Genomic DNA, 24642 nt, shown 5'->3' on the forward strand with positions numbered 1-24642 from the left:
TGGTCCCCTTCTCAGCCGTGCAGGCCGCACTCGGTCTTGGCCCGGCCCGCCCAGCGGCCGCTGCGCGGGTCGGAGCCGGGCGCGGGCCTGGCGGTGCACGGCGCGCAGCCGATCGACGGGTAGCCGGCCGGCACCAGTGGGTTGACCAGCACGCCGTGCCGGTCGACGTAGGCGTCCATGTCCTCGTCGGTCCACGCGGCCAACGGGTTCACCTTGACCAGCCCGTTGCGCTCGTCCCAGCCGACGACGGGGGTGTTCGCCCTGGTCGGCGCGTCGACCCTGCGGACGCCGGTGACCCAGGCGTCGTAGTTGGCCAACGTGCGGCGCAGCGGGATCACCTTGCGCAGGAAGCAACACCGGTCCGGGTCGCGCTCGTACAGCCGGGGGCCCTCGGCCTCGTCCTGCTCGGCCACCGTGCGGTCGGGGAGGGCGTTGACGATCGGCACGTCGTACACGCTGGCCACCGCGTCGCGGGTGCCGATGGTCTCGGCGAAGTGGTAGCCGGTCTCCAGGAACAGCACCGGGACGCCGGGCCGGGCCCTGACCGCGAGGTCGACCAGCACCGCGTCCTGGAAGTTCGAGGCCACGATCCAGCGGTCGCCGAAGGTCGCCGCCGTCCAGGCCAGCACCTCCTCGGCGGGGGCGTCGGCCAGCTCGCGCCCGGCCCGTTCCGCCAGCCGGCGCAGGTCGCTGTCCGGGGGAGTGATCATCGGGAGACCTCCGTCGTGACCAGGCCGACCAGCTTCACGGCGAACACGCGGCGGCAGGCGGCGCACCGCCACGCGCCGTGCGGTTCCGGTTCCGGCCGCAGGTCCTCGTCGCCGCAGTAGGGGCAGTAGAAGGGGGTGGCGCGTTCGCTCATCGCAGGTCGTCCTCCTCGGCCCTGGCGACCCACTGGGCGAACCGCTCGCCCTCGGCCCGCTGGTCGGCGAACCGGCGCACGACCCGCTCCACGTAGTCCGGCAGCTCCTCGGCGGTGACCTTCAGACCGCGCAGCTTGCGGCCGAACCCGGCGTCGAGGCCGAGCCCGCCGCCCAGGTGCACCTGGAAGCCCTCCACCTGGTTCCCGTCGGCGTCGGTGACGATCTGTCCCTTCAGGCCGATGTCGGCGACCTGGATGCGGGCGCAGGAGTTCGGGCAGCCGTTGAGGTGCACCGAGACCGGCGGGTCGAGCGTGGCGTTGACGTCGGCCAGCCGGCGCTCCAGCGCCTCGACCAGCGTCGCCGCCCGCGCCTTGGTCTCGACGATCGCCAGCTTGCAGAACTCGATGCCGGTGCAGGCCATCGTGGCCCGCCGCCACGGCGAGGGCTCGGCGGTCAGGCCCAGCGCGGCCAGCTCGCCGGTCAGACTGTCCACATCGGACTCGTTCACGTCGAGCACGACCAGTTTCTGTTGCGCCGTCAGGCGAACCCGGCGCGAGCCCACCCGCTCCGCCGCCTTGGCCACCGCGACCAGCGTCGAACCCGACACCCGCCCGGCCACCGGGGCCACGCCCACGAAGAACCGGCCGTCCTTCTGCCGGTGCACCCCCACGTGGTCCTGCGGCGTCGCCGGCGCCTCGGGGGCGGGCCCGTCCACCAGCGGCCGCCCCAGGTACTCCTTCTCCAGCACCTCGCGGAACCGCTCCACACCCCAGTCGGCGACCAGGAACTTGATCCGCGCCCGGTGCCGCAGCCGGCGGTAGCCGTAGTCCCGGAAGATCCCGACGATCCCCGCCCACACCTCGGGCACCTCGTCCACCGGCACCCACGCGCCCAGCCGCTGGGCGATCATCGGGTTGGTCGACAGGCCGCCGCCCACCCACACGTCGAAGCCCGGCCCGTGCTCGGGGTGCCGCACCCCGACGAACGAGACGTCGTTCACCTCGTGCGCGACGTCCTGGAGGCCCGAGATCGCGGTCTTGAACTTGCGTGGCAGGTTGGAGAACGCCGGGTCGCCGACGTACCGCCGGGTGATCTCCCGGATGGCGGGGGTGCCGTCGACGACCTCGTCCTCGGCGATCCCGGCCACCGGCGAGCCCAGCACCACGCGCGGGGTGTCGCCGCAGGCCTCGGTGGTGGACAGGCCCACCGCCTCCAGCCGCTCCCAGACCGCCGGCACGTCCTCGATCCGGATCCAGTGGTACTGCACGTTCTGCCGGTCGGTGATGTCGGCGGTGTCCCGCGCGTAGGTCTGCGACAGCTCCCCGACGACGCGCAACTGCTCGGTGGTGAGCTGACCGCCGTCCACCCGCACCCGCAGCATGAAGTACCGGTCGTCCAGCTCCTCGGGGGCCAGCACCGCGGTGCGCCCGCCGTCGATCCCGGGCCGCCGCTGGGTGTACAGCCCCCACCAGCGGAAACGGCCCCGCAGGTCGGCCGGGTCGATCGAGTCGAACCCGTGCCTCGCGTAGATCGTCTCGATCCTGGCGCGGACGTTGAGCCCGTCGTCGTCCCTCTTCGTGCGCTCGTTGGGGTTGAGCGGTTCGCGGTAGCCGAGCGCCCACTGGCCCTCGCCGCGACGGCGCCTCACGCGGGCCGGCGCTGCCGTCGTAGGGGGAACCATCTGGCGACCTCCGGGGTGTCCTCGCACCGGGGCGGCGGCATGGTTCCCCTGGTCACACGGGTGCCTGGGGTGGTGACAGCCGACGCTCCCGGCGCCGGCTGGTGATGATCTGAACGCGCGGCGGCGGGACTAACCCAGCCGTCGGCACAGTGCGCTGGAGACCCGCCGGTAGTCGATGTGGCGGCGGGCCACGAGGCGGATGTCGAGCGCGGTCACGGCGGTCAGAGTGCCACCAGGTCCGGGGGTCGTCTAGCACCGTTCGGATGCTGGGACACTGGTCGTGTGCCCTCTACACTCCCGCCGGGCGACCCGGCTCCGCCGGACGGCGTACTGCCGGCCGCCGCCCTCGACGGTCTCGGCAACCGACCGTTCGGGGTGTACGTGCATGTGCCCTTCTGCGCCACCCGATGCGGCTACTGCGACTTCAACACCTACACGCCGGGTGAGCTGGGCTCGTCGGCCTCGCCCCAGTCCTGGCTGGAGGGCCTGCGCCGCGAGCTGGACCTCGCCGCGCGCGTCCTCGGCTCCGCGCCGCCCGCCGACACCGTGTTCGTGGGCGGCGGCACCCCCTCGCTGCTCGGCGCGGACGGCCTCGGCGACGTGCTGGACGCGGTGCGCTCGGCGTTCGGCCTCGCGTCGGACGCCGAGGTGACCACCGAGGCCAACCCCGAGTCGACCTCGCCCGCCTTCTTCTCCGCCATCCGTGAGGCCGGCTACACCCGCGTCTCGCTCGGCATGCAGTCCGCCGCGCCGCACGTGCTGGCCGTGCTCGACCGCCGGCACACGCCGGGGCGGGCCGTCACCGCGGCGCGTGAGGCGGCGGCCGCCGGCTTCGCGCACGTCAACCTGGACCTGATCTACGGGACCCCCGGGGAGACCGAGGACGACCTGCGGGCCTCCCTCGACGCGGTGCTGGCCGCCGGCGTCGACCACGTCTCCGCGTACTCACTGATCGTGGAGGAGGGCACCGCGCTGGCCCGACGGGTCCACCGCGGCGAGCTGCCCGCCCCCGACGACGACGTGCTCGCCGACCGGTACGAGCTGGTCGACGACACGCTGACCGCCGCGGGGCTCGGCTGGTACGAGGTGTCCAACTGGGCGTCCTCCACCGCCGCCCGGTGCCGGCACAACCTCGGCTACTGGCTCGGCGGCGACTGGTGGGGCGCCGGCCCGGGAGCCCACAGCCACGTCGGCGGCGTCCGGTGGTGGAACGTCAAGCACCCCGCGCGCTACGCCGGCCTGCTGGCCGAGGGGCTGTCGCCCGCCGCCGGGCGCGAGGTCCTCACTGAGGCCGAGCGGCACGAGGAGCGGGTCCTGCTGGAGCTGCGGTTGGCCGAGGGCCTGCCGCTCGCCGCGCTGGACGCCGACGGCGCCGCCGAGGCGCGGCGCGCGGCCGGGGACGGCCTGCTCGACCCCGGCGCCCTCGCCGCCGGCCGGTGCGTCCTGACCCGGCCGGGCCGCCTGCTCGCCGACGCCCTCGTCCGCCGCCTCCTGCCCTGACGTCCCCTGACGTCCGGCGGCGTCCCCCGGCGTCCCCTGACGTCCGGCGGCGGGCGCTCCGCGTCGCGCTCGCCCCTGACACGCGCACGTCGCCCGTGGGCCACGCCTGCCCGCGTCCGGTCGTCGCGCGACCGGGCGGCGGAATTGTCGCGATGTTGACGGGATGTCGGGAACTCCTCACGCCCCTCCCCAGTTGATCTGGCGGGACAGTTGATCTGGCGGGACGCCTCGGGCGGTCGTGGCCTCCCCCGGGCGCCGCCACGTCGGAGCGCGACCAGAGGCGACCTCCGCCAGGTGCGGCGCACCCCTCGGAGTCGAGTGAGGAGTACATCGGTGGTGTTCAAACGGATGTTGCGCGCGTTCGGCGTTGGCGGGCCGACGGTCGACACCGTGCTGCCCAACCCGAACGTCCGGCCGGGCGAGACGCTGGTCGGGGAGGTGCGCGTCCAGGGAGGGGACCACGAGGTCGACATCGAGCACATCGCGCTCGCCCTGGTCACCCGGGTCGAGCGGGAGCACGGCGACAGCGAGCGCGAGGGTGCGGTCGAGTTCCACCGGGCGGTCGTCTCCGGCCCGCTCCGGCTGGGCGCGCGCGAGCCGAGGGTGATCCCGTTCCAGATCCCGCTGCCGTGGGAGACCCCGCTCACCACCGTCTCGGGCCAGCCGCTGTACGGCATGGCGCTGGGCCTGCGCACCGAGGTGGCGGTGGCCAAGGCGGTCGACAAGGGCGACATGGACCCCGTGTTCGTGCACCCGCTGCCCTCCCAGGACCGGGTGCTGGACGCCTTCGGCCAGCTCGGCTTCCAGTTCCGCCGCGCCGACCTGGAGCTGGGGCACATCCACGGGGTGGCCCAGCAGCTCCCCTTCTACCAGGAGATCGAGTTCTTCCCGCCGGGCCAGTACGCGGGGCGGATCAACGAGGTCGAGCTGACCTTCGTCACCAGCCCCGTCGGCGTCGACGTCGTGCTGGAGGCCGACAAGCGCGGCGGGATGTTCCGGTCCGGCGGCGACGTCGTCGGCCGGTTCCACGTCTCGCACGAGGAGGCGCTGACGGTCGACTGGGCCGGCCACCTCCACTCCTGGCTGGAGCAGGTCGCGTCCCGGCACAGCGCCGCCCACCACGGCTACGGCGTCCCGGAGCACCACGGGTACCCGCACGGCGGGCACTACGACCACCACGGGCACTACGGGCACCCGCAGGAGCACCACCACCGGCGGGGGATGGGCGCGGGCGCGGTCGTCGCCGGCGCCGCCGCCGGCTTCGTCGGCGGCATGATCGCGGGCGAGGTGATCGACGAGGTGGGCGACGCCTTCTTCGGCGACGACGAGGAGGCCTGATCCCCGCGCCGTGCCGCCCCGCCGGCCCCGGCCGGGCGGCACGGCTCCGGGACCGCTCCTCGGAGCGGCCCCAGGACGGCGAAACCCTTGGCGGGCAACGGAATCCGGCAACGCCCGAGCGTGACCCGGTGGGTCAGGGGGGAGTCATCCGATGACGACAGGACGGCCGACGGCGCTCCACCCGAACAGCCGAACGCCTACACGCCCATCCGGTCCGGCGCCCCACCCGGTTGGAGGGCGTCCAGTTCCAGCACGCGGACGTGGATCACCAGGCGCTGTTGCAGCGCGGCGCGCACCGCCCGGTGCAGCCCGTCCTCCAGGAACAGCTCACCGCGCCACCCCACGGCGTGCGGGAACAGGTCGCCGAAGAACGTGGAGTCCGAGCTGAGCAGGCGGTCCAGCTCCAGCACCTTCTTGGTGGTGACGAGCTGGTCCAGCCGGACCTGCCGGGGCGGGATCCTCGTCCAGTCCCGCGCGGACAGCCCGTGGTCGGGGTAGGGGCGGCCGTCCCGCACGTCCTTGAAGATCACTGGCTGGCGACACCTCCCCGTCCGGTGGGCCGCGTGCGACCCCGTCGCGGGTGAGCGTAGAGGCAGACGACGCCGGGCCGTGTCGGCCTCCGCGCGCCACCGGACACGACCGCCGCCGACGTTCCCCCGGCCGGCTCAGGTGGCGGCGGCCACGCGAACGCGGTCCGCGCCCGCGACGGCTCACTAGACTGGCCGGTAGGTCGGAACAGTACGGTGCGTTGGGAGGTGACGCGGGTGAACGCCGAGGAGCGGCGCTTCGAGGTGCTGCGAGCCATCGTCGCCGACTACGTCTCCTCACACGAGCCCGTGGGGTCGAAGGCCATCGTGGAGCGGCACAACCTGGGTGTGTCCAGCGCCACTGTCCGCAACGACATGGCGGCGCTGGAGGAGGAGGGCTACATCACCCAGCCGCACACCAGCGCCGGCCGGGTCCCCACCGACAAGGGCTACCGGGTCTTCGTCGACCGGCTCAGCCAGCTCAAGCCGCTGTCGTCGGCGGAACGCCGCGCCATCCAGACCTTCCTCGACGGCGCGCTCGACCTCGACGACGTGCTGCGCCGCAGCGTCCGGCTGCTGGCCCAGCTCACCCGCCAGGTCGCGGTCGTGCAGTACCCGACGCTGACCCGCTCGACGGTCCGCCACCTCGAGGTGGTGACGATCACCCCGGCCCGGTTGATGCTGGTGCTCATCACCGACACCGGACGGGTGGACCAGAAGATCGTCGACCTCGGCGACGTGGTGAGCGAGGACGACGTGGCGCGGCTGCGGACCTCGCTCAACGCGGCGATGGTCGGCCAGCGGCTGCCCGACGCCTCCGCGCGGGTCTCCGAGCTGCCGGACGAGGCGCCGCCCGAGCTGCGCGACACCATGACCAGGGTGTGCACCGTGCTCATCGAGTCGCTCGTCGAGCACCCCGAGGAACGCCTGGTGCTGGGCGGGACGGCCAACCTGACCCGCAACGCCGCGGACTTCCCGAACTCCCTGCGCCAGGTGCTGGAGGCGCTGGAGGAGCAGGTCGTGGTGCTCAAGCTGCTCGCCGCCGCCAGGGACGCCGCCCACGTGGTGGTCCGCATCGGCGGCGAGAACGAGGCCGAGGACCTGCGCAGCACCTCGGTCGTCTCCATCGGCTACGGCCGCTCGGGCGACGTCCTCGGCGGCATGGGGGTCGTCGGACCGACCCGGATGGACTACCCGGGAACCATGGCGGCCGTGCACGCGGTCGCCGCCTACGTGGGGGAGATCCTCGCCGGGCGGTAGGCCCGGCGAGCTGAGATGTTCGGACGCGCCGCGCCACGCGGTCGGGTGCGGCAGGAGGACTGGAAACGGTGGCGAGGGACTACTACGGCACGCTCGGGGTGGGGCGCGACGCCACGCCCGAGGAGATCAAGCGCGCCTACCGGAAGCTGGCGCGCGAGCTGCACCCCGACGTGAACCCGTCCCCGGACGCGCAGGACCGGTTCAAGGAGGTCTCGGCGGCCTACGAGGTCCTGTCGGACCCGAAGAAGCGGCAGATCGTCGACCTCGGTGGCGACCCGCTGGAGCCGGGCGGCGGCATGGGCGGCGGCGCCGGCATGCGCGACCCGTTCGCCGGCTTCGGCCTCGGCGACATCATGGACGCCTTCTTCGGCGGCACCACCGGGCGCGGCCCGCGCAGCCGGGTGCAGCCCGGCGCCGACGCGTTGATCCGGCTGGAGCTGACGCTGGAGGAGTGCGCCTTCGGGGTCAGCAGGGAGATCACCGTCGACACGGCCGTGCTGTGCGACACCTGCTCCGGCTCCGGCTGCGCCGCCGGCACCAGCCCGGTCTCCTGCGACACCTGCGGCGGCCGCGGCGAGGTGCAGTCCGTGCAGCGGTCCTTCCTCGGCCAGGTCGTCACCTCCCGCCCCTGCCCGGTCTGCCGCGGCTACGGTGAGGTCATCCCCGACCCCTGCCGCCAGTGCCAGGGCGACGGCAGGGTGCGGGCCCGGCGCACCGTCACCGTCAAGATCCCGGCCGGTGTCGGCGACGGCATGCGGGTGCGCCTGGCCAGCCAGGGCGAGGTCGGCCCCGGCGGCGGACCGGCCGGCGACCTGTACGTCGAGGTCGACGAGCTGCCGCACGAGACCTTCACCCGCGACGGCGCGGACCTGCACTGCCGGCTCAGGGTGCCCATGACCTCGGCCGCCCTCGGCGCGGTGCTGCCGCTGGAGACCCTCGACGGCACCGAGGAGCTCCAGCTCGACCCGGGCACGCAGCCCGGCACCGAGCTGCTCCTGACCGGCAAGGGCATGCCGAGGCTGCGCTCCTCCGGCCGCGTCGACGGCCGGGGCGACCTGCACGTGCACGTGGAGGTCGTGGTGCCCACCAAGCTGGACGCCCGGCAGACCGAGCTGCTGCGCGAGCTGGCCGCGCTGCGCGGCGAGGAGCAGCCCGAGGTCGCCGCCAACGGCAAGGCCAGGGGCGGCGGGCTGTTCTCCCGGCTGCGGGGCCGGTAGGCGGAGCGGGACGCGATGTCGACGCTGCCGGTCTTCCTGGTCGACGCGTTGCCGGCCGGTGAGCACGCCGTGCTGGACGGCCCGGAGGGCCGGCACGCCGCCACCGTGCGCCGCCTGCGGCCGGGGGAGGAGCTGCTGCTCTCCGACGGTCGCGGCGGGCTCACCCGCTGCGTGGTGAGCGCGGCCGAACGCGACTCCCTGCGGCTGGACGTGCGGGAGAGCTGGACCGAGCCCGCGCCCAGCCCCCGGGTGGTCCTGGCGCAGGCCCTGGTGAAGGGCGACCGCGGCGAACTGGCCGTCGAACTGGCCACCGAGGCCGGCGTCGACGTCGTACGGCCGTGGCGCGCCGCCCGCTGCGTCGCCCGGTGGGACGAGGGGCCGCGCGGGGCCAAGGCCCTCGCCCGCTGGCGCAGCACCGCCAGGGAGGCCGGCAAGCAGGCCCGCCGCGCCCGCCTGCCCGAGGTCACCGAGCCGGTCTCCACCCGGCAGCTCGCCGACGTGGTGCGCTCCGCCGCCGCCGCGCTCGTGCTCCACGAGTCCGCCACCGTCCCCATCGCCGAGGCCACCCTGGCCACGGAGGGTGACCTCGTCATCGTCGTCGGGCCGGAGGGCGGCATCACCGACGACGAACTGGCGACCCTCGCCGAGGCCGGAGCCCAACCCGTCCGGCTCGGCCCCACCGTCCTCCGCGCGTCCACGGCGGCCGCGGTCGCGTTGGGTGCCCTCGGCGTGCTCACCCCCAGGTGGAGGCCTTGAGACCGGCGGCAGGGTGGACTCTGGCGACCCAGGGTCGACCGGCGGCCGCCGCCCGTCGCCCTGCGGCGGCCTCACTGTCCTCAATGGTCTGATCGCCCGCCGGCGCGCTGGCGTGACCCCCGCCACGGGGCTACGCTCTGTTGCCATCGGTGGTGCTGAGCGCGACCGCCCCACCCGGAGCGCGCGCCCCGCGCCCACCGACGCCGACCTCGGGTGACGGGCACCCGAAGGACCGCTGGACACCTCCCCCCTCGGTCCGGCGGACCGCGCCGCGGCGGGGTGACCCCCAGGCCCCGCCGCGGCGCTCCATGTCGGCGGGCACGCCTTCCCTCTCTCCTCGATCGCTGTGGGGGGCCGAGCCCCCCACACCCCCCCACGGTGCGAGCTCCTCGCCCTGGCGGAGCTGGTCCCTCTGGCACTTCACCAGCACGGTTTTCTCGGGGTCGCATTCGGGGCCTGGCGGCCCCTCTGCTCCTGTTCGCTCCGGTGCTTCACGGCGCAGAGGGCCTGGCGGCCCTTGCGCCCACCGCCCCTCTCGCATCACGCCGCCCCGCGCACCTCCCGGCCGCCGCACCCCAACCTCCGCTCGGCCTTGCCCTGCGGTCCTGGCGCTCGTGATCTACTCAGGAGCCATTGGCCCACCACCCCGTGAGCCTGAGGAGGTCACCCCGCGCCTCCTTCTCGCAGATCAAGAGTTGATAACGCCGCCCTGTTACCCCAGCTCACGAAGGGCCTTCCCCGCGCACGCGGGGGTGAGTCCGCCCGTGACCCCGCCGCTGAACGCCCCCATCGGCCTTCCCCGTGCACGCGGGGGTGAGTCCCCCACGGACTGTTCGCCCTTGGCGGGGTCGAGGTCTTCCCCGCGCACGCGGGGGTGAGTCGTCGATCTTCTATGGTGACGACGCGCTCCGGGAGTCTTCCCCGCGCACGCCGGGGTGAGTCCGAGTGGCACGGGTATGACCACCGCGCCCACGTGTCTTCCCCGCGCACGCGGGGTGAGTGGACCACGTGGGTGCGTCAGCGTGGGTCTTCCCCGCGGATGCGGGGGTGAGTCGGGGGGTAGGGCGTTCCGGCTCTCCCCTGTCCGTCTTCCCCGCGCACGCGGGGGTGAGTCGTCGCGATCCCGTACGGGTCGAACCCGGGCGTCGTCTCCCCCCGCGCACGCCGGGGTGAGTCGCCGTGGGCAAGGGTTGTGCCGCATGGGCTGGTCACTTCTCCGCACACGCGGGGATGAGTCCCTCGTGTGCGGGCACCCCGGGCCGGCGGGGGCCTGTCTTCCCCGCACACAGCGGGGTGAGTCGAGGCGGAACAACCGTATGCCTAGCGCCAGCATGTCTTCCCTGCGCACGCGGGGTGAGTCGTCGTACTCGTCGAACACGCCCCCGCTGAGCGCGTCTTCCCCGTGCACGCGGGGGTGAGTCCCCGAGCGCGATCTCGGGGCACGCCCGGCGGCAGTCTTCCCCGCACACGCGGGTGAGTCGAGGGAAAGCCCTGATCACCACAGACGAGGCCGGTCTTCCCCGTGCACGCGGGGGGTGAGTCGCAGACCGGGGACGTTCTCGACGAGGACGTAGCGTCTTCCCCGCGCACGCGGGGGTGAGTCCGAGAACGAGACCAAGGCCACGCCGTCTTCGCCACACACGCCGGGGTGAGTCCGAGTGGCACGGGTATGACCACCGCGCCCACGTGTCTTCCCCGCACACGCGGGGGTGAGTCCACCGGTGGCGCCGTGCGGGTAGGTCTGGATGGGTCTTCCCCGCGCACGCGGAGGTGAGTCCACCGGTGGCGCCGTGCGGGTAGGTCTGGATGGGTCTTCCCCGCGAATGCGGGGGTGAGTCGGGGGGTAGGGCGTTCCGGATCTCCCCTGTCCGTCTTCCCCGCGCACGTGGGGGTGAGTCGTCCCGATCGGGCAAGTCGTCGCTGATCAACGTGTCTTTCCCGCGCACGCGGGGGTGAGTCGCTGTGGACGCGAACCACCCTCCAGGGAATCCTGTCTTCCCCGCGCACGCCGGGGTGAGTCCGAGTGGCACGGGTATGACCACCGCGCCCACGTGTCTTCCCCGCACACGCGGGGTGAGTCGACCACGCGGGTGCGTCAGCGTGGGTCTTCCCCGTGCACGCGGGGGTGAGTCCTGGTTCACGGTGCCGCCGCTGACGTCCGCCTCGTTTTCCCCGTGCACATGGGGAGAGTCGCAGACCCGGCACGAGGACCAGCTCGACATCGGGTCTTCTCTGTGCATGCGGGGGTGAGTCCAGGCCAGCGCGCCGATGTTCGAGATGCACGATGTCTTCCCCGCGCGCGGAGGTGAGTCGTGGGCGACGGGTCGAGGGGACGCGTCGAAGGCGTCTTCCCCGCGCATGTGGGGGTAGGTCGGTGGCGTGCCGCTCGTGAGAGGCGGCGGCCTGGTCTTCCCTGCGTACGTGGGGTGAATCCACGCGGGTCACCGAACAGGACGTCGTGCTGGGGTCCTCCCCGCGTAGGCGGGTGTGAGTCACCATCCGCCGCGCCGATTCCCGCCACCGCACTGTCCTCCCTGCGCGTGCGGGGGTGAGTCGCGGCCTCGTCGCACGCTGGCGCTGCCGACGCGGTCTTCCCCGTGCACGCGGGTGAGTCCGACACCCCGGTGAGACCGCATCGGCGAGGTGTGTCTTCCCCGCGTACGCCGGGGTCAGTCCCGTCGATCGCGCGGACCATGCGGTGCACCGCCGTCTTCCCCACGTGCCCGGGGTGAGTCACGCCGCGTCCCGCCTGGCACCCGACGACCTGTCCTCCCCGCTCCGGGGGGGCGAGTCCCTGGCCGACACCAGGGCTCGCCTGGGCTGGTGTCTTCCCCCGCGCGGGGGTGAGTCAACCGCCGACGATTCTTCGGCAGACTGCCCGCGTTTTCCCCGCGTCCGCCTGGGTGAGTCGTCGGCGCGCTCCTGCTCGGCGTCGACATCGAAGTGTTCCCCGCGCAGGCGGGGGGCGAGTCGGACAGGGCCGCACGCCATGCCTCGATGCTGCGTCTTTCCTGCATGTGCGGGTGCGTTGGGGTGGGTCAGCGGGTGAAGGCCGCCTTCACGGTGGGGACGAGGGCGTCGAGGAAGTCGAAGGCGAGGACGATCGTCCAGACGGCCATGCCGCCGAAGAGGGCACCGGCGCGGTCCACCTCGAAGTCGGCGAGCGCGGCGCCGCCGGCGAGCAGGGCCATGGCGACGAGCCATTCGAGGGCGCGGAGGCGGAACTCGCGGCGCTTCTTGCGGGCGTGGTCGCGCGGGGAGAGCGGGGCCTCGGGGGCCGCCTCGTGGTCACGGCCCAGCCTGCGGCGGACCCAGCGGTCGGCGGTGTGCAGGTGATGGCGTCCGGAGACCAGGGCGATGGCGACCGCGATGGCCGCGATCACGTGGGCGATGGACGCCGTGCTGCCCCTGGCGAGGTCGACGGCGCCCGAGACGAGCAGGACCACCTGGGTCCCCGCCGCGAGCAGGAGCAGCGCCGCGCCGACGCGGGGCGCCCTGAGCAGGTAACGCGTGAGCAGTCCGGCGAGCAGCAGCACCCAGAACCCGATCTCACAGCCGATGACGACGGCCAGGAACACGACGCCCCCCCGTTTCAACACAGTCGTGCTAATTCCCGTTCTGGATAGCACGCGCACCGGTGGGTTGGCAACACGAATGTGTTAGGAAGAGGGCATGCCGAAGGTCGTGGACCACGAGGAACGCCGCAAGGAACTGGCCGAGGCCGTGTGGCGCATCGTCCTGCGCGACGGCGTCGAGCACGCCTCGGTGCGGACCGTCGCCGCCGAGGCCGGCTGGTCCACGGGCTCGCTGCGCCACTACTTCCCGACTCAGGACGCCCTGCTGCGCTTCGCGGCGGAACTGTCGGCCGACAAGGTCGTCGCGCGCCTGCGGCAGAGCCTCAACGAGGAGCGCGGGCCGCGGCTGGTGATGCGCACCGTCGGGTTGGAGCTGCTCCCGCTGGACGAGCAGCGCCGCGCCGAGATCGCCGTCTGGCTGGCGTTCGTGGACCGCGCCCGGGTCGACGCGTCCCTGCGCGCCATCGAGCGCCGGATCAACGGCGAGGCCGTCGAGAACTACGAGAAGATCTTCGCCTGGGCCAGGGACATCCGCGCGCTGCGGCCGGGTCTGGAACCGAGACGCGAGGCCAGGGCCTTCCAGGCCCTCGTCGACGGGTTGGCCGTGCACGCCCTGCTGCGACCGCACCAGTACGACAACGACGTCATCGTGGCGATCCTCGACGACCATCTTGACCGAGTCTTCACGGAGCAAGATCCCGAGGCGCGCGGAACGGCCGCCGGGCACTAGCCTGCGCTCATGAGCGCGAGCGCGTCCGACTGCCTGTTCTGCCGCATCGTCGCCGGCGAGATCCCCGCGACGATCGTGCACTCCGACGACCGCACCGTCGCCTTCCGTGACATCAACCCGCAGGCGCCGACGCACGTCCTCGTCGTGCCGCGCGAGCACCACCCCAACGCCGCCGCGCTGGCCGCCGAGGCCCCCGAGCTGCTGGTCGAGGTGATGCGCGCCGGCGCGGCGGTGGCCGAGCGGGAGGGCGTCGCCGCCAGCGGCTACCGCCTGCTGTTCAACACCGGGGCGGACGCCGGCCAGACGGTCTTCCACGCGCACCTGCACGTCATCGGCGGCGAGCGCCTCGGCGGGATGGCCCAGGTGGGCTGAGCCGGACGGCCCCGGGCCGCCCCCCACACGCGCCAATGTCGCTGGGGCGGCGTCGCCGTCGCGGTCTAGCATCAAGGGGCACCGAGTACCGAACGCAGCGCGAACGCGCAGAAAGCAGGCCCGAGAGCTGGTGGCGGGGACCGCGCCGGGTGGAGCCGCCCGATCTGGAGCAGGCCGGAACACAACGCAGACCACGAGCCCCGGGGGCGGGACGCCCGGGGACGCGCAGTCGAGGATCGCCGTTCCCGACAGCGCGATGCTCGCGCTGCTCGGCTCGCGGGACGAGAACCTGCGGGTCGCCGAGGACCTGTTGACCGCCGACGTGCACGTGCGGGGCAACGAGATCACGTTGACCGGGCAGCCGGCCGACGTGGCCTTCGCCGAACGCGTGTTCGCCGAGCTGGTGACCCTGGCCAACCGGGGGCAGGACGTCGGCCCGGACGCCGTGCGCCGCACGGTGTCGATGCTGTCGGCCGGCACCGAGGAGTCGCCGGCGGAGGTGCTCAGCCTGGACATCCTGTCCCGGCGCGGCCGCACCATCCGCCCCAAGACCCTCAACCAGAAGCACTACGTCGACGCGATCGACGAGCACACCATCGTCTTCGGCATCGGACCCGCCGGCACCGGCAAGACCTACCTGGCCATGGCCAAGGCCGTGCAGGCGCTCCAGGCCAAGCAGGTCACCAGGATCATCCTGACCCGGCCGGCGGTCGAGGCCGGTGAGCGGCTCGGCTACCTGCCGGGCACCCTCTACGAGAAGATCGACCCGTACCTGCGGCCGCTGTACGACGCGCTGCACGACATGGTCGACCCGGAGTCGATCCCCCGGCTGACCCAGGCCGGCACGATCGAGGTCGCCCCGCTGGCCTACATGCGCGGCCGCACCCTCAACGACGCGTTCATCATCCTGGACGAGGCGCAGAACACCACGCCGGAGCAGATGAAGATGTTCCTGACCCGGCTGGGCTTCGGCTCCAAGATCGTGGTCACCGGCGACGTCACCCAGATCGACCTGCCCGGCGGCCAGGTCTCCGGCCTGCGGGTGGTCCAGGAGATCCTCGACGGCGTGGACGACGTCCACTTCGCCGAGCTGACCAGCCAGGACGTGGTGCGGCACCGGCTGGTCGGGGACATCGTGGACGCCTACGCCCGCTGGGACGCCACCCGGCAGGACCGCCCCACGCCCGCCGCGGCGGGCCACGGGCGGCGGCAGCACGTGCACGGCCGGCGCGGCCGGCAGGCGTGAGCGCACGGCGCGTCCCCGTCGGCCGGCGGTCGGCGGGGCGCGCGGCACGACGAGCAAGCGACGAGAACGACGGGACAACGTGAGCATCGAGATCGCCAACGAGTCCGGGGTGTCGGTCGACGAGGCGTCGATCGTCGCCGCGGCCCGCTACGCGCTCGACCGGATGGGTGTCAGCCCCCTGGCCGAGCTGAGCGTGCTGCTGGTGGACCTGGACGTCATGGCCGACCTGCACGAACGGTGGATGGACCTGCCCGGCCCCACCGACGTGATGGCCTTCCCCATGGACGAGCTGGACTCGGCCCGCCGGCCGGACGCCGCCGGGCTCGGGCCGGCGCTGCTGGGCGACATCGTGCTGTGCCCGGCCTTCGCCAGGGAGCAGGCCCGCAAGGCCGGCCACGGGCTCATGGACGAGCTGCACCTGCTCACCGTGCACGGCGTGCTGCACCTGCTCGGCTATGACCACGCCGAGCCCGCCGAGGAGCGGGAGATGTTCTCCCTCCAGAACCGCATCCTCGCCGACTTCCGGACCGCGCGCGCCGAGGCCGAGCGCCTGGCCGCGCAACGCGACGCCGACGACCGGGTGCTCGGCGCGGTCGGGCTCACCGAGGCCGAGGACGAGGCCCCGGCCCCCGACCGGCGGGAGGAGCCGGAGGACGGCCCCGAGGGCGGGGACGGCCGACCCGGCGGTCAGGCCGGCTGAGGACGGACACCGTGATCACCGGGTCGACGTCGTTGCTGGTGCTCGCGGTGCTGCTCGTGCTGGCGGCGGGGGCCTTCGCGGCCGCCGACGCCGCGTTGGGCGCCACCTCCCGCGCCAGGGTCGACGAGCTGGTCCGGCAGGGCCGCGCCGGCGCCGGCCAGCTCCAGCTCGTGGTGGCCGACCGGCCCCGGCACGTCAACCTGCTCCTGCTGCTCCGGCTCGGCTGCGAGCTGGCCGCCACGGTGCTGGTCACCGTGGTCGCGCTGCGCTGGATCGACCCCGACTGGCTGGCCCTGCTCGTGGCGGGGCTGACCATGCTCGTCGTGTCCTACGTGCTGGTCGGCGTCGGGCCGCGCACGGTCGGGCGGCAGCACCCCTACGGCGTCGGCCTGATCGCGGCGGGGCCGGTGCGCGTGCTGGCCGGGCTGCTCGGCCCGCTCACCCGGCTGCTGATCCTGGTCGGCAACGCCATCACCCCGGGGCGGGGCTTCCGCGAGGGGCCGTTCTCCTCCGAGGTCGAGCTGCGCGAGCTGGTCGACATGGCGCAGGAGCGGGGCGTGGTCGCCGCCGGCGAGCGCGAGATGATCCACTCGGTGTTCGAGCTGGGGGACACCATCGCCCGCGAGGTGATGGTGCCCCGCACCGAGCTGGTGTGGATCGAGCAGGGCAAGTCCGTGCGGCAGGCGCTGGCGCTGTGCCTGCGCACCGGGTTCTCCCGCATCCCGGTGATCGGGGAGACCGTCGACGACGTCGTCGGGGTGGTCAACCTCAAGGACCTGGTGCGGGTGGCCGTCGAGTTCGGCGGCTTCGACCAGCTCAGGGAGCGCGGGCCCACGGTCGGCGAGCTGATGCGGCCGGCGAGTTTCGTCCCCGACTCCAAGCGGCTGGACGAGCTGCTCAGGGAGATGCAGCTCTCGCGCAACCACATGGCCATCGTCGTCGACGAGTACGGCGGCACGGCGGGCCTGCTGACCATCGAGGACATCCTCGAGGAGATCGTCGGGGAGATCACCGACGAGTACGACCTGGCCGAGCGGCCCCCGGTCGAGCGCCTCGACGACGGCTCGGTGCGGGTCAGCGCCCGGCTGGCCGTGGAGGACCTCGGCGCGGTGTTCGACCTCGAACTGGACCACCAGGACGTGGAGACCGTGGGCGGACTGCTCGCCCAGCGCCTCGGGCGGGTGCCGCTGCCCGGCGCGGAGGCGGAGATCGCCGGCCTGCGGCTGCGGGCCGAGGGTGGCAAGGACAGCCGGGGCCGGATGCGGATCACCACGGTGTTGGTGCGCCGCGCCGGGGAGCCGGCGGCCCGCCAGGACGGCGGGACCGGACACGAGCGCACCGCGCAGGAGGAGGGGAGCGACAGCCGTGGCTGAGCCGACCGCTGTGGACCCGGAGGACGCCAAGATCGTCACGCTGGCCCGATCGGCCCGCGCCCGCACCGGAGCCGCCGAGGGCGCGGCCGTGCGGGACACCGACGGCCGCACCTACGCCGCGTGCACCGTGGCGTTGCCCTCGCTGAGGCTGACCGCGTTGCAGGCGGCGGTGGCCGCCGCCGTGGCCAGCGGCGCCGAGGGCCTGGAGGCCGCCGCCGTGGTCACCGACGCCGGCGAGGTGGACGGCGAGTCGCTCGCGGCCGTCCGCGACCTGGCCCAGGACGCCCCGGTGCTGCGTGCCGACGCGGCCGGGACGGTGCTGGACGTCGTGAGCTGAGGATTTTCCGGCTGGCCTGCCGCGCGGCGCGGGTTTCGCGGGCGTTGCGGGAGGCTGGCCGGAAAGATCGGCGCTGTGAGGCGGGGTCGGACGCGGGGGATTTTCTCCGCCGCATTCGGCCCCGCCTCCGCGTGTTCACGCCTTTCGCGCCTGGGTGCGCGGCTCCCTCCGGCGTCTTGTTCGACGGCGCCTGACCGTGCCTGATCATGTCTGGTGGTGTCTGACCTGGTCGGGGGGCGAGGAGCCACCATTTCGGTGCCTTGCGCGCCGCGTCGTTTTTCCGCCACCCTGAGATTAGGGGTTCCCCCTGGTAACGGTGTTTTGGTGGAATTCGGGGCTGGGGGACGGCCTCAATGGTGGCACGGATTGCGTCCTGGGCCGATTGTTGTCAGGACGTGCGCGATCGTGCGGGGCCGTTCTGCGGGTGGTCGCCGTCGTTAGGCTGGCGCGTCGTGTCGGAAAAGCCTGTGCGGGTGACGGTGTGCCGGGGTTGTTGTTGCGGAACGCGACGGAAGCACCCCGGGGTCGACCACGACTGGCAGCTCCAGCGGCTCCGCGCGCTGGCCGCCTCCGCCGCCACCCGGGTCGAGGTGCGCACCTCGGACTGCCTCGACGCGTGCGAGCACTCCAACCTGGTGGTCGTGCACGCCTCGGGGGCGAAGCCGGTGTGGCTTGGTTTCGTCCTCGACGAAACCGTGCTGGACGACCTGGAGGGGTGGTTGGCGGCCGGAGGGCCGGGTCGCGCCCCGCTGCCCGACGCGCTGGAACTCCACCGCGTCACCCCACCGGCGCGTCGGGTCTGGGCACAACGGCGACAATGGACGGATGACCAGCACGTCTGAGGGGTACCGGTCCGGGTTCGCCTGCTTCGTGGGCCGGCCCAACGCCGGCAAGTCGACGCTGACCAACGCCCTGGTCGGCAGCAAGGTGGCGATCACCTCCAGCAAGCCGCAGACCACCCGGCACACCATCCGGGGCATCGTGCACCGCCCCGACGCCCAGCTCGTGATCGTCGACACTCCTGGCCTGCACCGCCCGCGCACCCTGCTCGGCCAGCGCCTCAACGACCTGGTCAGGGAGACCTGGTCCGAGGTGGACGTGGTCGGGTTCTGCGTCCCCGCCGACCAGAAGGTCGGCCCAGGGGACCGGTTCATCGCGGCCGAGCTGGAGAAGGTCGCCCGGCGCACCCCCGTCATCGGCGTCGTGACCAAGACCGACCTGGTGCCCAAGGAACGCGTCGCCGAGCAGCTCCTGGCCCTCCAGCAGGTCATGGAGTTCGCCGACCTGGTCCCGGTCTCCGCCGTCGACGGGTTCCAGGTCACGGTGCTGGCCGACCTGCTGGTCGAGCGCCTGCCGCACGGCGAGCCGCTCTACCCGCAGGGCGAGCTGACCGACGAGCCGGAGGCCACGCTGGTCGCCGAGCTGATCCGCGAGGCCGCGCTGGAGGGCGTGCGCGACGAGCTGCCGCACTCGATCGCGGTCGTCGTCGAGGAGATGCTGCCCAGGGAGGACCGCCCCGACCTGGTCGACGTGCACGCCAACATCTACATCGAGCGGCCCAGCCAGAAGCCGATCATCATCGGCCGGGGCGGCGAGCGGCTGCGCCAGGTCGGCGGCACCGCGCGCCGGCACATCGAGCGGTTGCTGGGCTGCCGCATCTACCTCGACCTGCACGTGAAGGTGGCCAAGGACTGGCAGCGCGACCCGAAACAGCTCCGCCGGCTCGGTTTCTGAACCGCCCAGGTCGGGCGGTTCCCCTCCCCGTTCCCGACGTGCGTTCCGACGGGTTTTCCGGTTTCGCCCCCTCGCCCTTCACCCGTTCGGTACATTGTCGCCCGCTTGTCGGCGGTGTCGCCGACGGCGGCATTCCCTCGACCGCACGTCACCGGGAGATTCCGTGACCAACCCCTACGGCCAGCAGCCGGGTCCCTACGGGCAGCAGCCCGGCCAGTTCGGCCAGCCCGGCCCCGGCACGCCGCCCGGCGGCTACCAGCAGCAGCAGCCGGGCTTCGGCGCCCCCTACGGCGCCCAGCCGGGCTACCAGCCGGCCACCCCGCCCGACAACAACCTGGTCTGGGGCATCCTGACCACGATCCTGTGCTGCCTCCCGCTGGGCGTGGTCTCGATCGTGAAGGCCAACCAGGTCAACAACCTGTGGGCGCAGGGCCAGTACGACGAGGCGCGCAAGGCCGCCGACGACGCCAAGAAGTTCGCCATGTGGTCGGCGATCGTCCAGGGCATCCTGATCGTCGCGATCATCATCTTCTACGTCGTCGTGATCGCCGCCGCGGTCTCCTCCTCCAGCCGGTACTGAGCGGGGGACCTCGTGACCGGGAACCCCGCGTCGGGCGCCCCGAGCCCGACCACCGGGTGTGGGGCGGACCGCCGCGCCGGCGGGCGCGGCGGTCCGCTCTCCCGGCTCACCGCCCTGGCCCCGCCGCTGGGCGTGGCCGCGCTCGCGGCGGTCGGGTGCGGCGTGGTGCTGTGGGCCGACCCGACGGCCCCCGGCAACCCCCTGCCCACCTGCCCCACCAAGGCGTGGCTGGGCCTGGTGTGCCCGGGCTGCGGCGCGCTGCGCATGACCTACAGCCTGTTGCACGGCGACCTGCTCGCCGCCGCGCACTACAACGCGGTCGCCCTGGTGGCGTTGCCGCTGCTGGTCTGGACGTGGGTCGGCTGGACGCGCGGCCGGCTCGCCGGGCGGCCCGTGCGCTCGTGGCAGCACCACCGCCGCGCGCCGATGGCGGTGCTGGCCGTGCTGGTGGTGTGGTGGGTCGTGCGGAACATCCCGGTCGACCCGTTCCTCGCGCTCCGCGTGTGAACCCCGCCTCCGCACCCCTGCGCGTCTGACCAGCGGGGATGGGTGACAGGATGGACGTGTGAGCCTGTACCGGGACACCGGCGTCGTGCTGCGGGTGCAGAAGCTCGGTGAGGCCGACCGGATCATCACCCTGCTGACCCGCCGGCACGGCAAGGTGCGTGCCGTCGCCAAGGGGGTGCGTCGCACCACCTCGCGGTTCGGCGCGCGCCTGGAGCCCTTCGGGCACGTGGACGTCCAGTTCCACACCGGCCGCACGCTCGACGTCGTCACGCAGGTGCAGACCCTCGACGCCTTCGGGGCCGGCCTGGTGGGCGACTACTCCCGGTACACGGCGGCCTGCGCCGTGCTGGAGACCGCCGACCGGCTGACGTTGGACGAGGGCGAGCCCGCGTTGCGGCTCTACCTGCTCGTCGTCGGCGCGTTGCGGGCGTTGTCCGGCCGGGAGCGCGACCCGTCGCTGGTGCTGGACGCGTTCCTGCTGCGGGCGATGGCGTTCGCCGGCTGGGCCCCGGCCCTCGCCGAGTGCGCCCGCTGCGGCCTGCCCGGCCCGCACGGTTCGTTCAGCGTGCCGGCCGGCGGCTCGGTGTGCGCCGGATGCCGGCCCGCCGGCTCGGCCAGGCCGGCCGGCGAGACGCTGCGGCTGCTCGACGCGCTGCTGCACGGCGACTGGGAGACCGCCGAGGCGGTGGGGCAGCCCGCCCGCCGCGAGGGCAGCGGCCTGGTCGCGGCCCACCTCCAGTGGCACATGGAGCGCCAGCTCCGGTCGTTGCCGCTGGTGGAGCGGCGCGCCGCCGCGACGGGCGGCCGGCGGCCGGTGGAGCACGCCGCGACCGGTGATCGGACACCGTCGGCCGACATGGTCTGATAGGCCCGCCACGGCAGGAGTAGCACGCCAGGAGGACCAATGTTGCGACGTCGGCTGCGCGGACGCGGGGACCCGAGCGTCCGGCCACCCGACCCGCACCCCTCGGGGGCCCGGCCCCCCGCCATCCCACCGGAGCTGGTGCCGAGGCACGTGGCGTTGGTGATGGACGGCAACGGGCGGTGGGCCAACCAGCGCGGGCTGCCCCGCACCGAGGGCCACCGCCGGGGTGAGGCCGTGGTCCTCGACGTGTTGCAGGGCGCCATCGAACTCGGGGTGAAGTGGCTGTCCCTCTACGCCTTCTCGACCGAGAACTGGAAGCGCAGCCCGGACGAGGTGCGCTTCCTCATGGGCTTCAACCGCGACGTGATCCACCGCCGCGTCGACCAGTTCGACGAGCTGGGCGTGCGGGTGCGCTGGGCGGGGCGGCGGCCCCGGCTGTGGCGCAGCGTGATCAAGGAGCTGGAGGTCGCCGAGGAGCGCACGCGGAACAACGACGTGCTGACCCTCACGATGTGCGTCAACTACGGCGGCAGGGCCGAGATCGCCGACGCCGCCAAGGAGATCGCCAGGCTGGCCGCGGCCGGGAAGATCAACCCGGAGAAGGTCGACGAGAAGATGCTGGCCAGGTACCTGGACGAGCCGGACATGCCGGACGTGGACCTGTTCATCCGGCCCTCCGGCGAGCAGCGCACCTCGAACTTCCTGATCTGGCAGTCCGCGTACGCGGAGATGGTGTTCCAGGACGTGCTCTTCCCGGACTTCGACCGCATCCGGTTCTGGGAGGCGTGCGAGACCTACGCGCGCCGGGACCGCCGGTTCGGCGGCGCCGTCGACGCCGTGGCCGGGTCCGGGGAGGCCGGACCGACCGGGGGAGGAGCCCGATGACCAACCACGAGGCCAGCACCACCGCCCGCCTGCTCTCGGCGGCCAAGGAGGCGCTGGAGCTGTACCACGACGTCCAGGTCGACGACGACGGCGCGCTGAGCTTCCGGCACGGCGAGGTGCCGTGCGCGGTCCAGGCGATGCAGCTCGCCGAGGGCCTGGTCGTGCTCAGCCTGACCTGCGTGGTCGCCTGGGACCTGCCCGACGACCCCCGGCTGGCCCAGTCGGCGGCCGAACGCGCCGGCCAGGGCCTGTTCGGCACGTTGGGCGTGGTGCGCGAGGAGCGCGGCATGGACGTGCTGCTCCGGTACGCCTTCCCCGCCGAGGGGTTGAGCCCGGCCGCGTTGAGCACGCTGCTGATGCTCGTCGTCTCCACCGCCTCCCAGCTCCGCGCCGAGCTGCTGGCCGAGGCCGCCGGCAACTGAGGCGACGCGACCCGTGGGGGCGAGCCGGCCAGCGGCGGCCGGCTCGCCCCCACGGGTTCTTTTTCCCGGTCACAAGGCTCTGACCAGCGGGTTCGCGTCGACAAGGGATACCCGTAACGGTTATCGATAGCGAACTGGCAGCATGATCGGGGTGACGACCACCCCGACCACGACCGGCGGACCGCCGCGCTCGCCGGCGCGCCGCAGACGGGTCGACTCCCTCCTCGTGCTCTGCGTGCTCCTGATCGCCGCGATGGTGTGGCAGGACCGCGTGGTCGCCGCCCTCGACGCGCCCGCCCTGCGCACCGGGTCGACGGTGTTCGTCGCGGTCTGCGTGCAGGCGATGCCGTTCCTCGCGCTCGGCGTGCTCATCAGCGGGATGATCGCCGCCTTCGTGCCGGCGAGCGCGCTCCGCCGCGTGTTGCCCCGCAACACGGCGGCCGCGGTCGGCGTGGCCGGGATGGCCGGACTGGCGCTGCCGGGCTGCGAGTGCGCGTCGGTGCCGGTCGCCCGCCGGCTGATGCAGCAGGGCGTGCCCCCGGCGGTGGCCCTGGCGTTCCTGCTCGCCGCCCCCGCGGTGAACCCGGTCGTCCTGGTCGCCACCGCCGTCGCCTTCCCCGGCGAGCCCGCGATGGTGCTCGCCCGGTTCCTGGGGTCGCTGGCCACCGCCGTCGTGACGGGCTGGCTGTGGGTCAGGATCGGCAGGGCCGAGTGGATCGCCGAGCGCGCCCTGCGGCGGATCGTCCCCCGGCCGGGCGCGTCGCGGTGGGCGGTCTTCGCCGAGACCGCGCGGCACGACCTGGTCGAGGCCGGCGGGTTCCTGGTGCTCGGCGGCCTGACCGCCGCCGTGCTCAACGTGGCCGTGCCGGCCTCCTGGGTGACCTCGCTCGCCGGTCAGGTCGCGCTCGGCGTCGTGGTGATGGCCGTGCTCGCCGTGGTGCTCGCGCTGTGCAGCGAGGCCGACGCGTTCGTCGCCGCCTCGCTGTCCGCGCTGCCGCTGCTGCCCCGGCTGGTGTTCCTGGTGGTCGGGCCGGCGGTGGACGTGAAGCTGGTGGCGTTGCAGGCGGGGACCTTCGGCCGCGCGTTCGCCGTCCGCTTCGCCCCGTTGACCTTCCTCGTGGCCGTGGTGTGCGGGGTCGTGGCCGGCCTGCTCGTCCTGGGAGGCGCCCGATGAGGCGGGAGACGCAGAACGTCGTGCTGGCGCTGCTCGGCGGCGCGCTGTTGAAGATCGCCTGGAACGGCACCTACCTGCGCTACGTCAAGCCGGGCCTGTTTCCGTGGCTGGTCGCGACCGGCGTCGTGATGGTGGCGCTCGCGGCCGTGGCGATCGTCAGGGACGTGCTCGCCGCCAGGACGGGGCGCGCCGTCCCGGCGCCGGCTTGCGCCGGTGATCACCCCCACGGGCAGCCGGAGCCGTCGGATGTCGCGGTGAGCGGAGAGACGGAGACGCCGGCGCGGTTGGCGCGGACGGAGGCGTCCTCGGCCGTCGAGGCCCGGACAGCGTCGGACACGCCTGCGCCGGAGGACGCCGGTGGACGGGAACGCGATCACGAACAGGGACGCGATCACGAACAGGGACACGATCACGAACAGGGACACGATCACGAACAGGGACACGGTCACGGCCACGGCCACCGTGAGCCGCGGAGCCCATGGCTGCTGCTGCTCCCGGTGCTGGCGATCTTCCTGGTCGCGCCGCCCGCGCTCGGCTCGGACGCCGTCAACCGGGCCGGCGCCGGCAACGACGAGGCCGCGCGCCAGCGGTCCTCGGGGTCGCCGATGTTCCCGCCTCTGCCCGGGGGCGACGCGATCCCCCTGCCGATCGGCGAGGTCGTCACGCGCACCGTCTGGGACGACTCGGGCTCGCTCGACAACCGCACCCTGCGCCTCACCGGCTTCCTCGTCCGCAGGGACGACGGTCGGCCGCTGCTGGCGCGCATGGTGATCCGCTGCTGCGCGGCGGACGCCTCACCGCGCACGGTCCTGCTGAGCGGCGGGGACGCCCAGTTGGCCGGCTACGCGCCCGACACCTGGCTTGAGGTGGTCGGCAAGGTCGTCCCGGGGAGCGGCAGGGCCAGCGTCGACCACACGCCGACCTTCACGGTCGAGTCGGTCCGGCCGGTCGCCGCCCCCACCGACCCCTACGAGTAGCCGAGCGGGGAGGTGCGGCAGGG

The 24642-nt window shown here is 73.5% G+C and carries 25 protein-coding genes and 1 pseudogene; 21 read left to right on the top strand and 5 right to left on the bottom strand.

Translation table 11 applies throughout. The features are described 5' to 3' along the window. Positions 1-11: 11 nt before the first annotated feature. Genes LX15_RS22870 through LX15_RS22880 form a run of 3 tightly spaced genes read right to left on the bottom strand, consistent with a single transcriptional unit; the run spans position 12 to position 2544 of the window. Positions 12-710: a phosphoadenylyl-sulfate reductase gene (locus tag LX15_RS22870; protein WP_253671692.1), complete on the bottom strand. Its 699-nt coding sequence runs from the start codon at positions 708-710 to the stop codon at positions 12-14. Next, a complete protein-coding gene (locus LX15_RS22875) occupies positions 707-862 on the bottom strand; it encodes an Insertion element protein (protein ID WP_253671693.1) in 156 nt (51 codons plus the stop codon). Before LX15_RS22875 ends, LX15_RS22870 begins: the two co-directional genes overlap by 4 nt. After that, positions 859-2544, bottom strand: a complete 1686-nt coding sequence (locus LX15_RS22880; RefSeq protein ID WP_253671694.1) for a nitrite/sulfite reductase — start codon at positions 2542-2544, stop codon at positions 859-861. Before LX15_RS22880 ends, LX15_RS22875 begins: the two co-directional genes overlap by 4 nt. A 282-nt stretch (positions 2545-2826) precedes the next feature. Between LX15_RS22880 and hemW the strand changes: the two genes are divergently transcribed. Together hemW and LX15_RS22890 are read left to right on the top strand one after the other, a co-directional pair. After that, the gene (gene hemW, locus LX15_RS22885; protein WP_253671695.1) at positions 2827-4044 is read left to right on the top strand and encodes a radical SAM family heme chaperone HemW; all 1218 of its coding nucleotides are present in this window, start codon (positions 2827-2829) and stop codon (positions 4042-4044) included. Positions 4045-4380: 336 nt separating this feature from the next. Continuing rightward, entirely contained in the window at positions 4381-5382 is a 1002-nt protein-coding gene (locus LX15_RS22890; RefSeq protein WP_253671720.1) for a sporulation protein, read from the top strand. Positions 5383-5579: 197 nt separating this feature from the next. Here LX15_RS22890 and LX15_RS22895 read toward each other — a convergent pair whose 3' ends face one another. Next, complete coding sequence (locus tag LX15_RS22895) at positions 5580-5912, bottom strand: type II toxin-antitoxin system VapB family antitoxin (protein WP_253671696.1); 333 nt, start codon at positions 5910-5912, stop codon at positions 5580-5582. A gap of 234 nt (positions 5913-6146) precedes the next feature. Here LX15_RS22895 and hrcA point away from each other — a divergent pair, with 234 nt between their 5' ends. The 3 genes from hrcA to LX15_RS22910 all read left to right on the top strand — a co-directional run bounded on the left by hrcA (position 6147) and on the right by LX15_RS22910 (position 9142). Beyond that, positions 6147-7169, top strand: coding sequence for a heat-inducible transcriptional repressor HrcA (gene hrcA / locus LX15_RS22900; RefSeq protein ID WP_253671721.1), 1023 nt, complete (start codon positions 6147-6149; stop codon positions 7167-7169). Between the two features lie 68 nt (positions 7170-7237). Further along, entirely contained in the window at positions 7238-8386 is a 1149-nt protein-coding gene (gene dnaJ, locus LX15_RS22905; protein ID WP_253671697.1) for a molecular chaperone DnaJ, read from the top strand. Between the two features lie 15 nt (positions 8387-8401). Further along, on the top strand, positions 8402-9142 hold the full coding sequence (locus LX15_RS22910) for a 16S rRNA (uracil(1498)-N(3))-methyltransferase (protein ID WP_253671698.1): 741 nt from the start codon (positions 8402-8404) through the stop codon (positions 9140-9142). A gap of 3038 nt (positions 9143-12180) precedes the next feature. On the opposite strand, the gene LX15_RS22915 is transcribed toward LX15_RS22910, so the two are convergent. Next, entirely contained in the window at positions 12181-12738 is a 558-nt protein-coding gene (locus LX15_RS22915; protein ID WP_253671699.1) for a hypothetical protein, read from the bottom strand. A gap of 76 nt (positions 12739-12814) precedes the next feature. On the opposite strand from LX15_RS22915, the gene LX15_RS22920 reads away from it, so the two are divergent. The 16 genes and pseudogenes from LX15_RS22920 (at position 12815) to LX15_RS22995 (ending at position 24619) form a co-directional block, all read left to right on the top strand. After that, the gene (locus LX15_RS22920) at positions 12815-13447 is read left to right on the top strand and encodes a TetR/AcrR family transcriptional regulator (protein ID WP_253671700.1); all 633 of its coding nucleotides are present in this window, start codon (positions 12815-12817) and stop codon (positions 13445-13447) included. A gap of 9 nt (positions 13448-13456) precedes the next feature. After that, positions 13457-13819, top strand: coding sequence for a histidine triad nucleotide-binding protein (locus LX15_RS22925; protein ID WP_253671701.1), 363 nt, complete (start codon positions 13457-13459; stop codon positions 13817-13819). Between the two features lie 130 nt (positions 13820-13949). Then, positions 13950-15065, top strand: coding sequence for a PhoH family protein (locus LX15_RS22930; RefSeq protein ID WP_253671702.1), 1116 nt, complete (start codon positions 13950-13952; stop codon positions 15063-15065). A gap of 79 nt (positions 15066-15144) precedes the next feature. Next, complete coding sequence (ybeY, locus tag LX15_RS22935; protein WP_253671703.1) at positions 15145-15765, top strand: rRNA maturation RNase YbeY; 621 nt, start codon at positions 15145-15147, stop codon at positions 15763-15765. Positions 15766-15779: 14 nt separating this feature from the next. Further along, positions 15780-17138: a hemolysin family protein gene (locus LX15_RS22940; RefSeq protein WP_253671722.1), complete on the top strand. Its 1359-nt coding sequence runs from the start codon at positions 15780-15782 to the stop codon at positions 17136-17138. Continuing rightward, positions 17131-17475: a cytidine deaminase-like protein gene (locus tag LX15_RS22945; protein ID WP_253671704.1), complete on the top strand. Its 345-nt coding sequence runs from the start codon at positions 17131-17133 to the stop codon at positions 17473-17475. The genes LX15_RS22940 and LX15_RS22945 overlap by 8 nt, the downstream gene beginning before the upstream one ends. A 452-nt stretch (positions 17476-17927) precedes the next feature. After that, positions 17928-18317 (top strand): (2Fe-2S) ferredoxin domain-containing protein, encoded by a 390-nt coding sequence (locus LX15_RS22950; RefSeq protein ID WP_253671705.1) that lies wholly within the window; start codon positions 17928-17930, stop codon positions 18315-18317. Beyond that, complete coding sequence (era, locus tag LX15_RS22955) at positions 18301-19209, top strand: GTPase Era (RefSeq protein ID WP_253671706.1); 909 nt, start codon at positions 18301-18303, stop codon at positions 19207-19209. The genes LX15_RS22950 and era overlap by 17 nt, the downstream gene beginning before the upstream one ends. A 163-nt stretch (positions 19210-19372) precedes the next feature. Then, complete coding sequence (locus LX15_RS33230) at positions 19373-19789, top strand: CD225/dispanin family protein (RefSeq protein ID WP_253671707.1); 417 nt, start codon at positions 19373-19375, stop codon at positions 19787-19789. A 12-nt stretch (positions 19790-19801) separates the two neighbouring features. Then, positions 19802-20296: a DUF2752 domain-containing protein gene (locus LX15_RS22965; RefSeq protein WP_308213506.1), complete on the top strand. Its 495-nt coding sequence runs from the start codon at positions 19802-19804 to the stop codon at positions 20294-20296. A gap of 58 nt (positions 20297-20354) precedes the next feature. Beyond that, positions 20355-21161 (top strand): DNA repair protein RecO, encoded by an 807-nt coding sequence (gene recO, locus LX15_RS22970; RefSeq protein ID WP_253671708.1) that lies wholly within the window; start codon positions 20355-20357, stop codon positions 21159-21161. 39 nt (positions 21162-21200) lie between these two features. Further along, positions 21201-22046, top strand: coding sequence for an isoprenyl transferase (locus LX15_RS22975; RefSeq protein ID WP_253671709.1), 846 nt, complete (start codon positions 21201-21203; stop codon positions 22044-22046). Next, a complete protein-coding gene (locus LX15_RS22980; protein WP_253671710.1) occupies positions 22043-22468 on the top strand; it encodes a YbjN domain-containing protein in 426 nt (141 codons plus the stop codon). Before LX15_RS22975 ends, LX15_RS22980 begins: the two co-directional genes overlap by 4 nt. Before the next feature lie 142 nt (positions 22469-22610). After that, positions 22611-23642 (top strand): permease, encoded by a 1032-nt coding sequence (locus tag LX15_RS22985; RefSeq protein WP_372502779.1) that lies wholly within the window; start codon positions 22611-22613, stop codon positions 23640-23642. Then, a pseudogene (locus tag LX15_RS22990) lies at positions 23639-23839 on the top strand (TIGR03943 family putative permease subunit); the annotation flags it as partial. The gene LX15_RS22985 and the pseudogene LX15_RS22990, both read left to right, overlap by 4 nt. A 57-nt stretch (positions 23840-23896) precedes the next feature. Beyond that, positions 23897-24619, top strand: a complete 723-nt coding sequence (locus tag LX15_RS22995; RefSeq protein ID WP_253671724.1) for a TIGR03943 family putative permease subunit — start codon at positions 23897-23899, stop codon at positions 24617-24619. Positions 24620-24642: the final 23 nt, after the last annotated feature.

This window comes from Streptoalloteichus tenebrarius (genome assembly GCF_024171885.1).
Taxonomy (GTDB): domain Bacteria; phylum Actinomycetota; class Actinomycetes; order Mycobacteriales; family Pseudonocardiaceae; genus Streptoalloteichus; species Streptoalloteichus tenebrarius.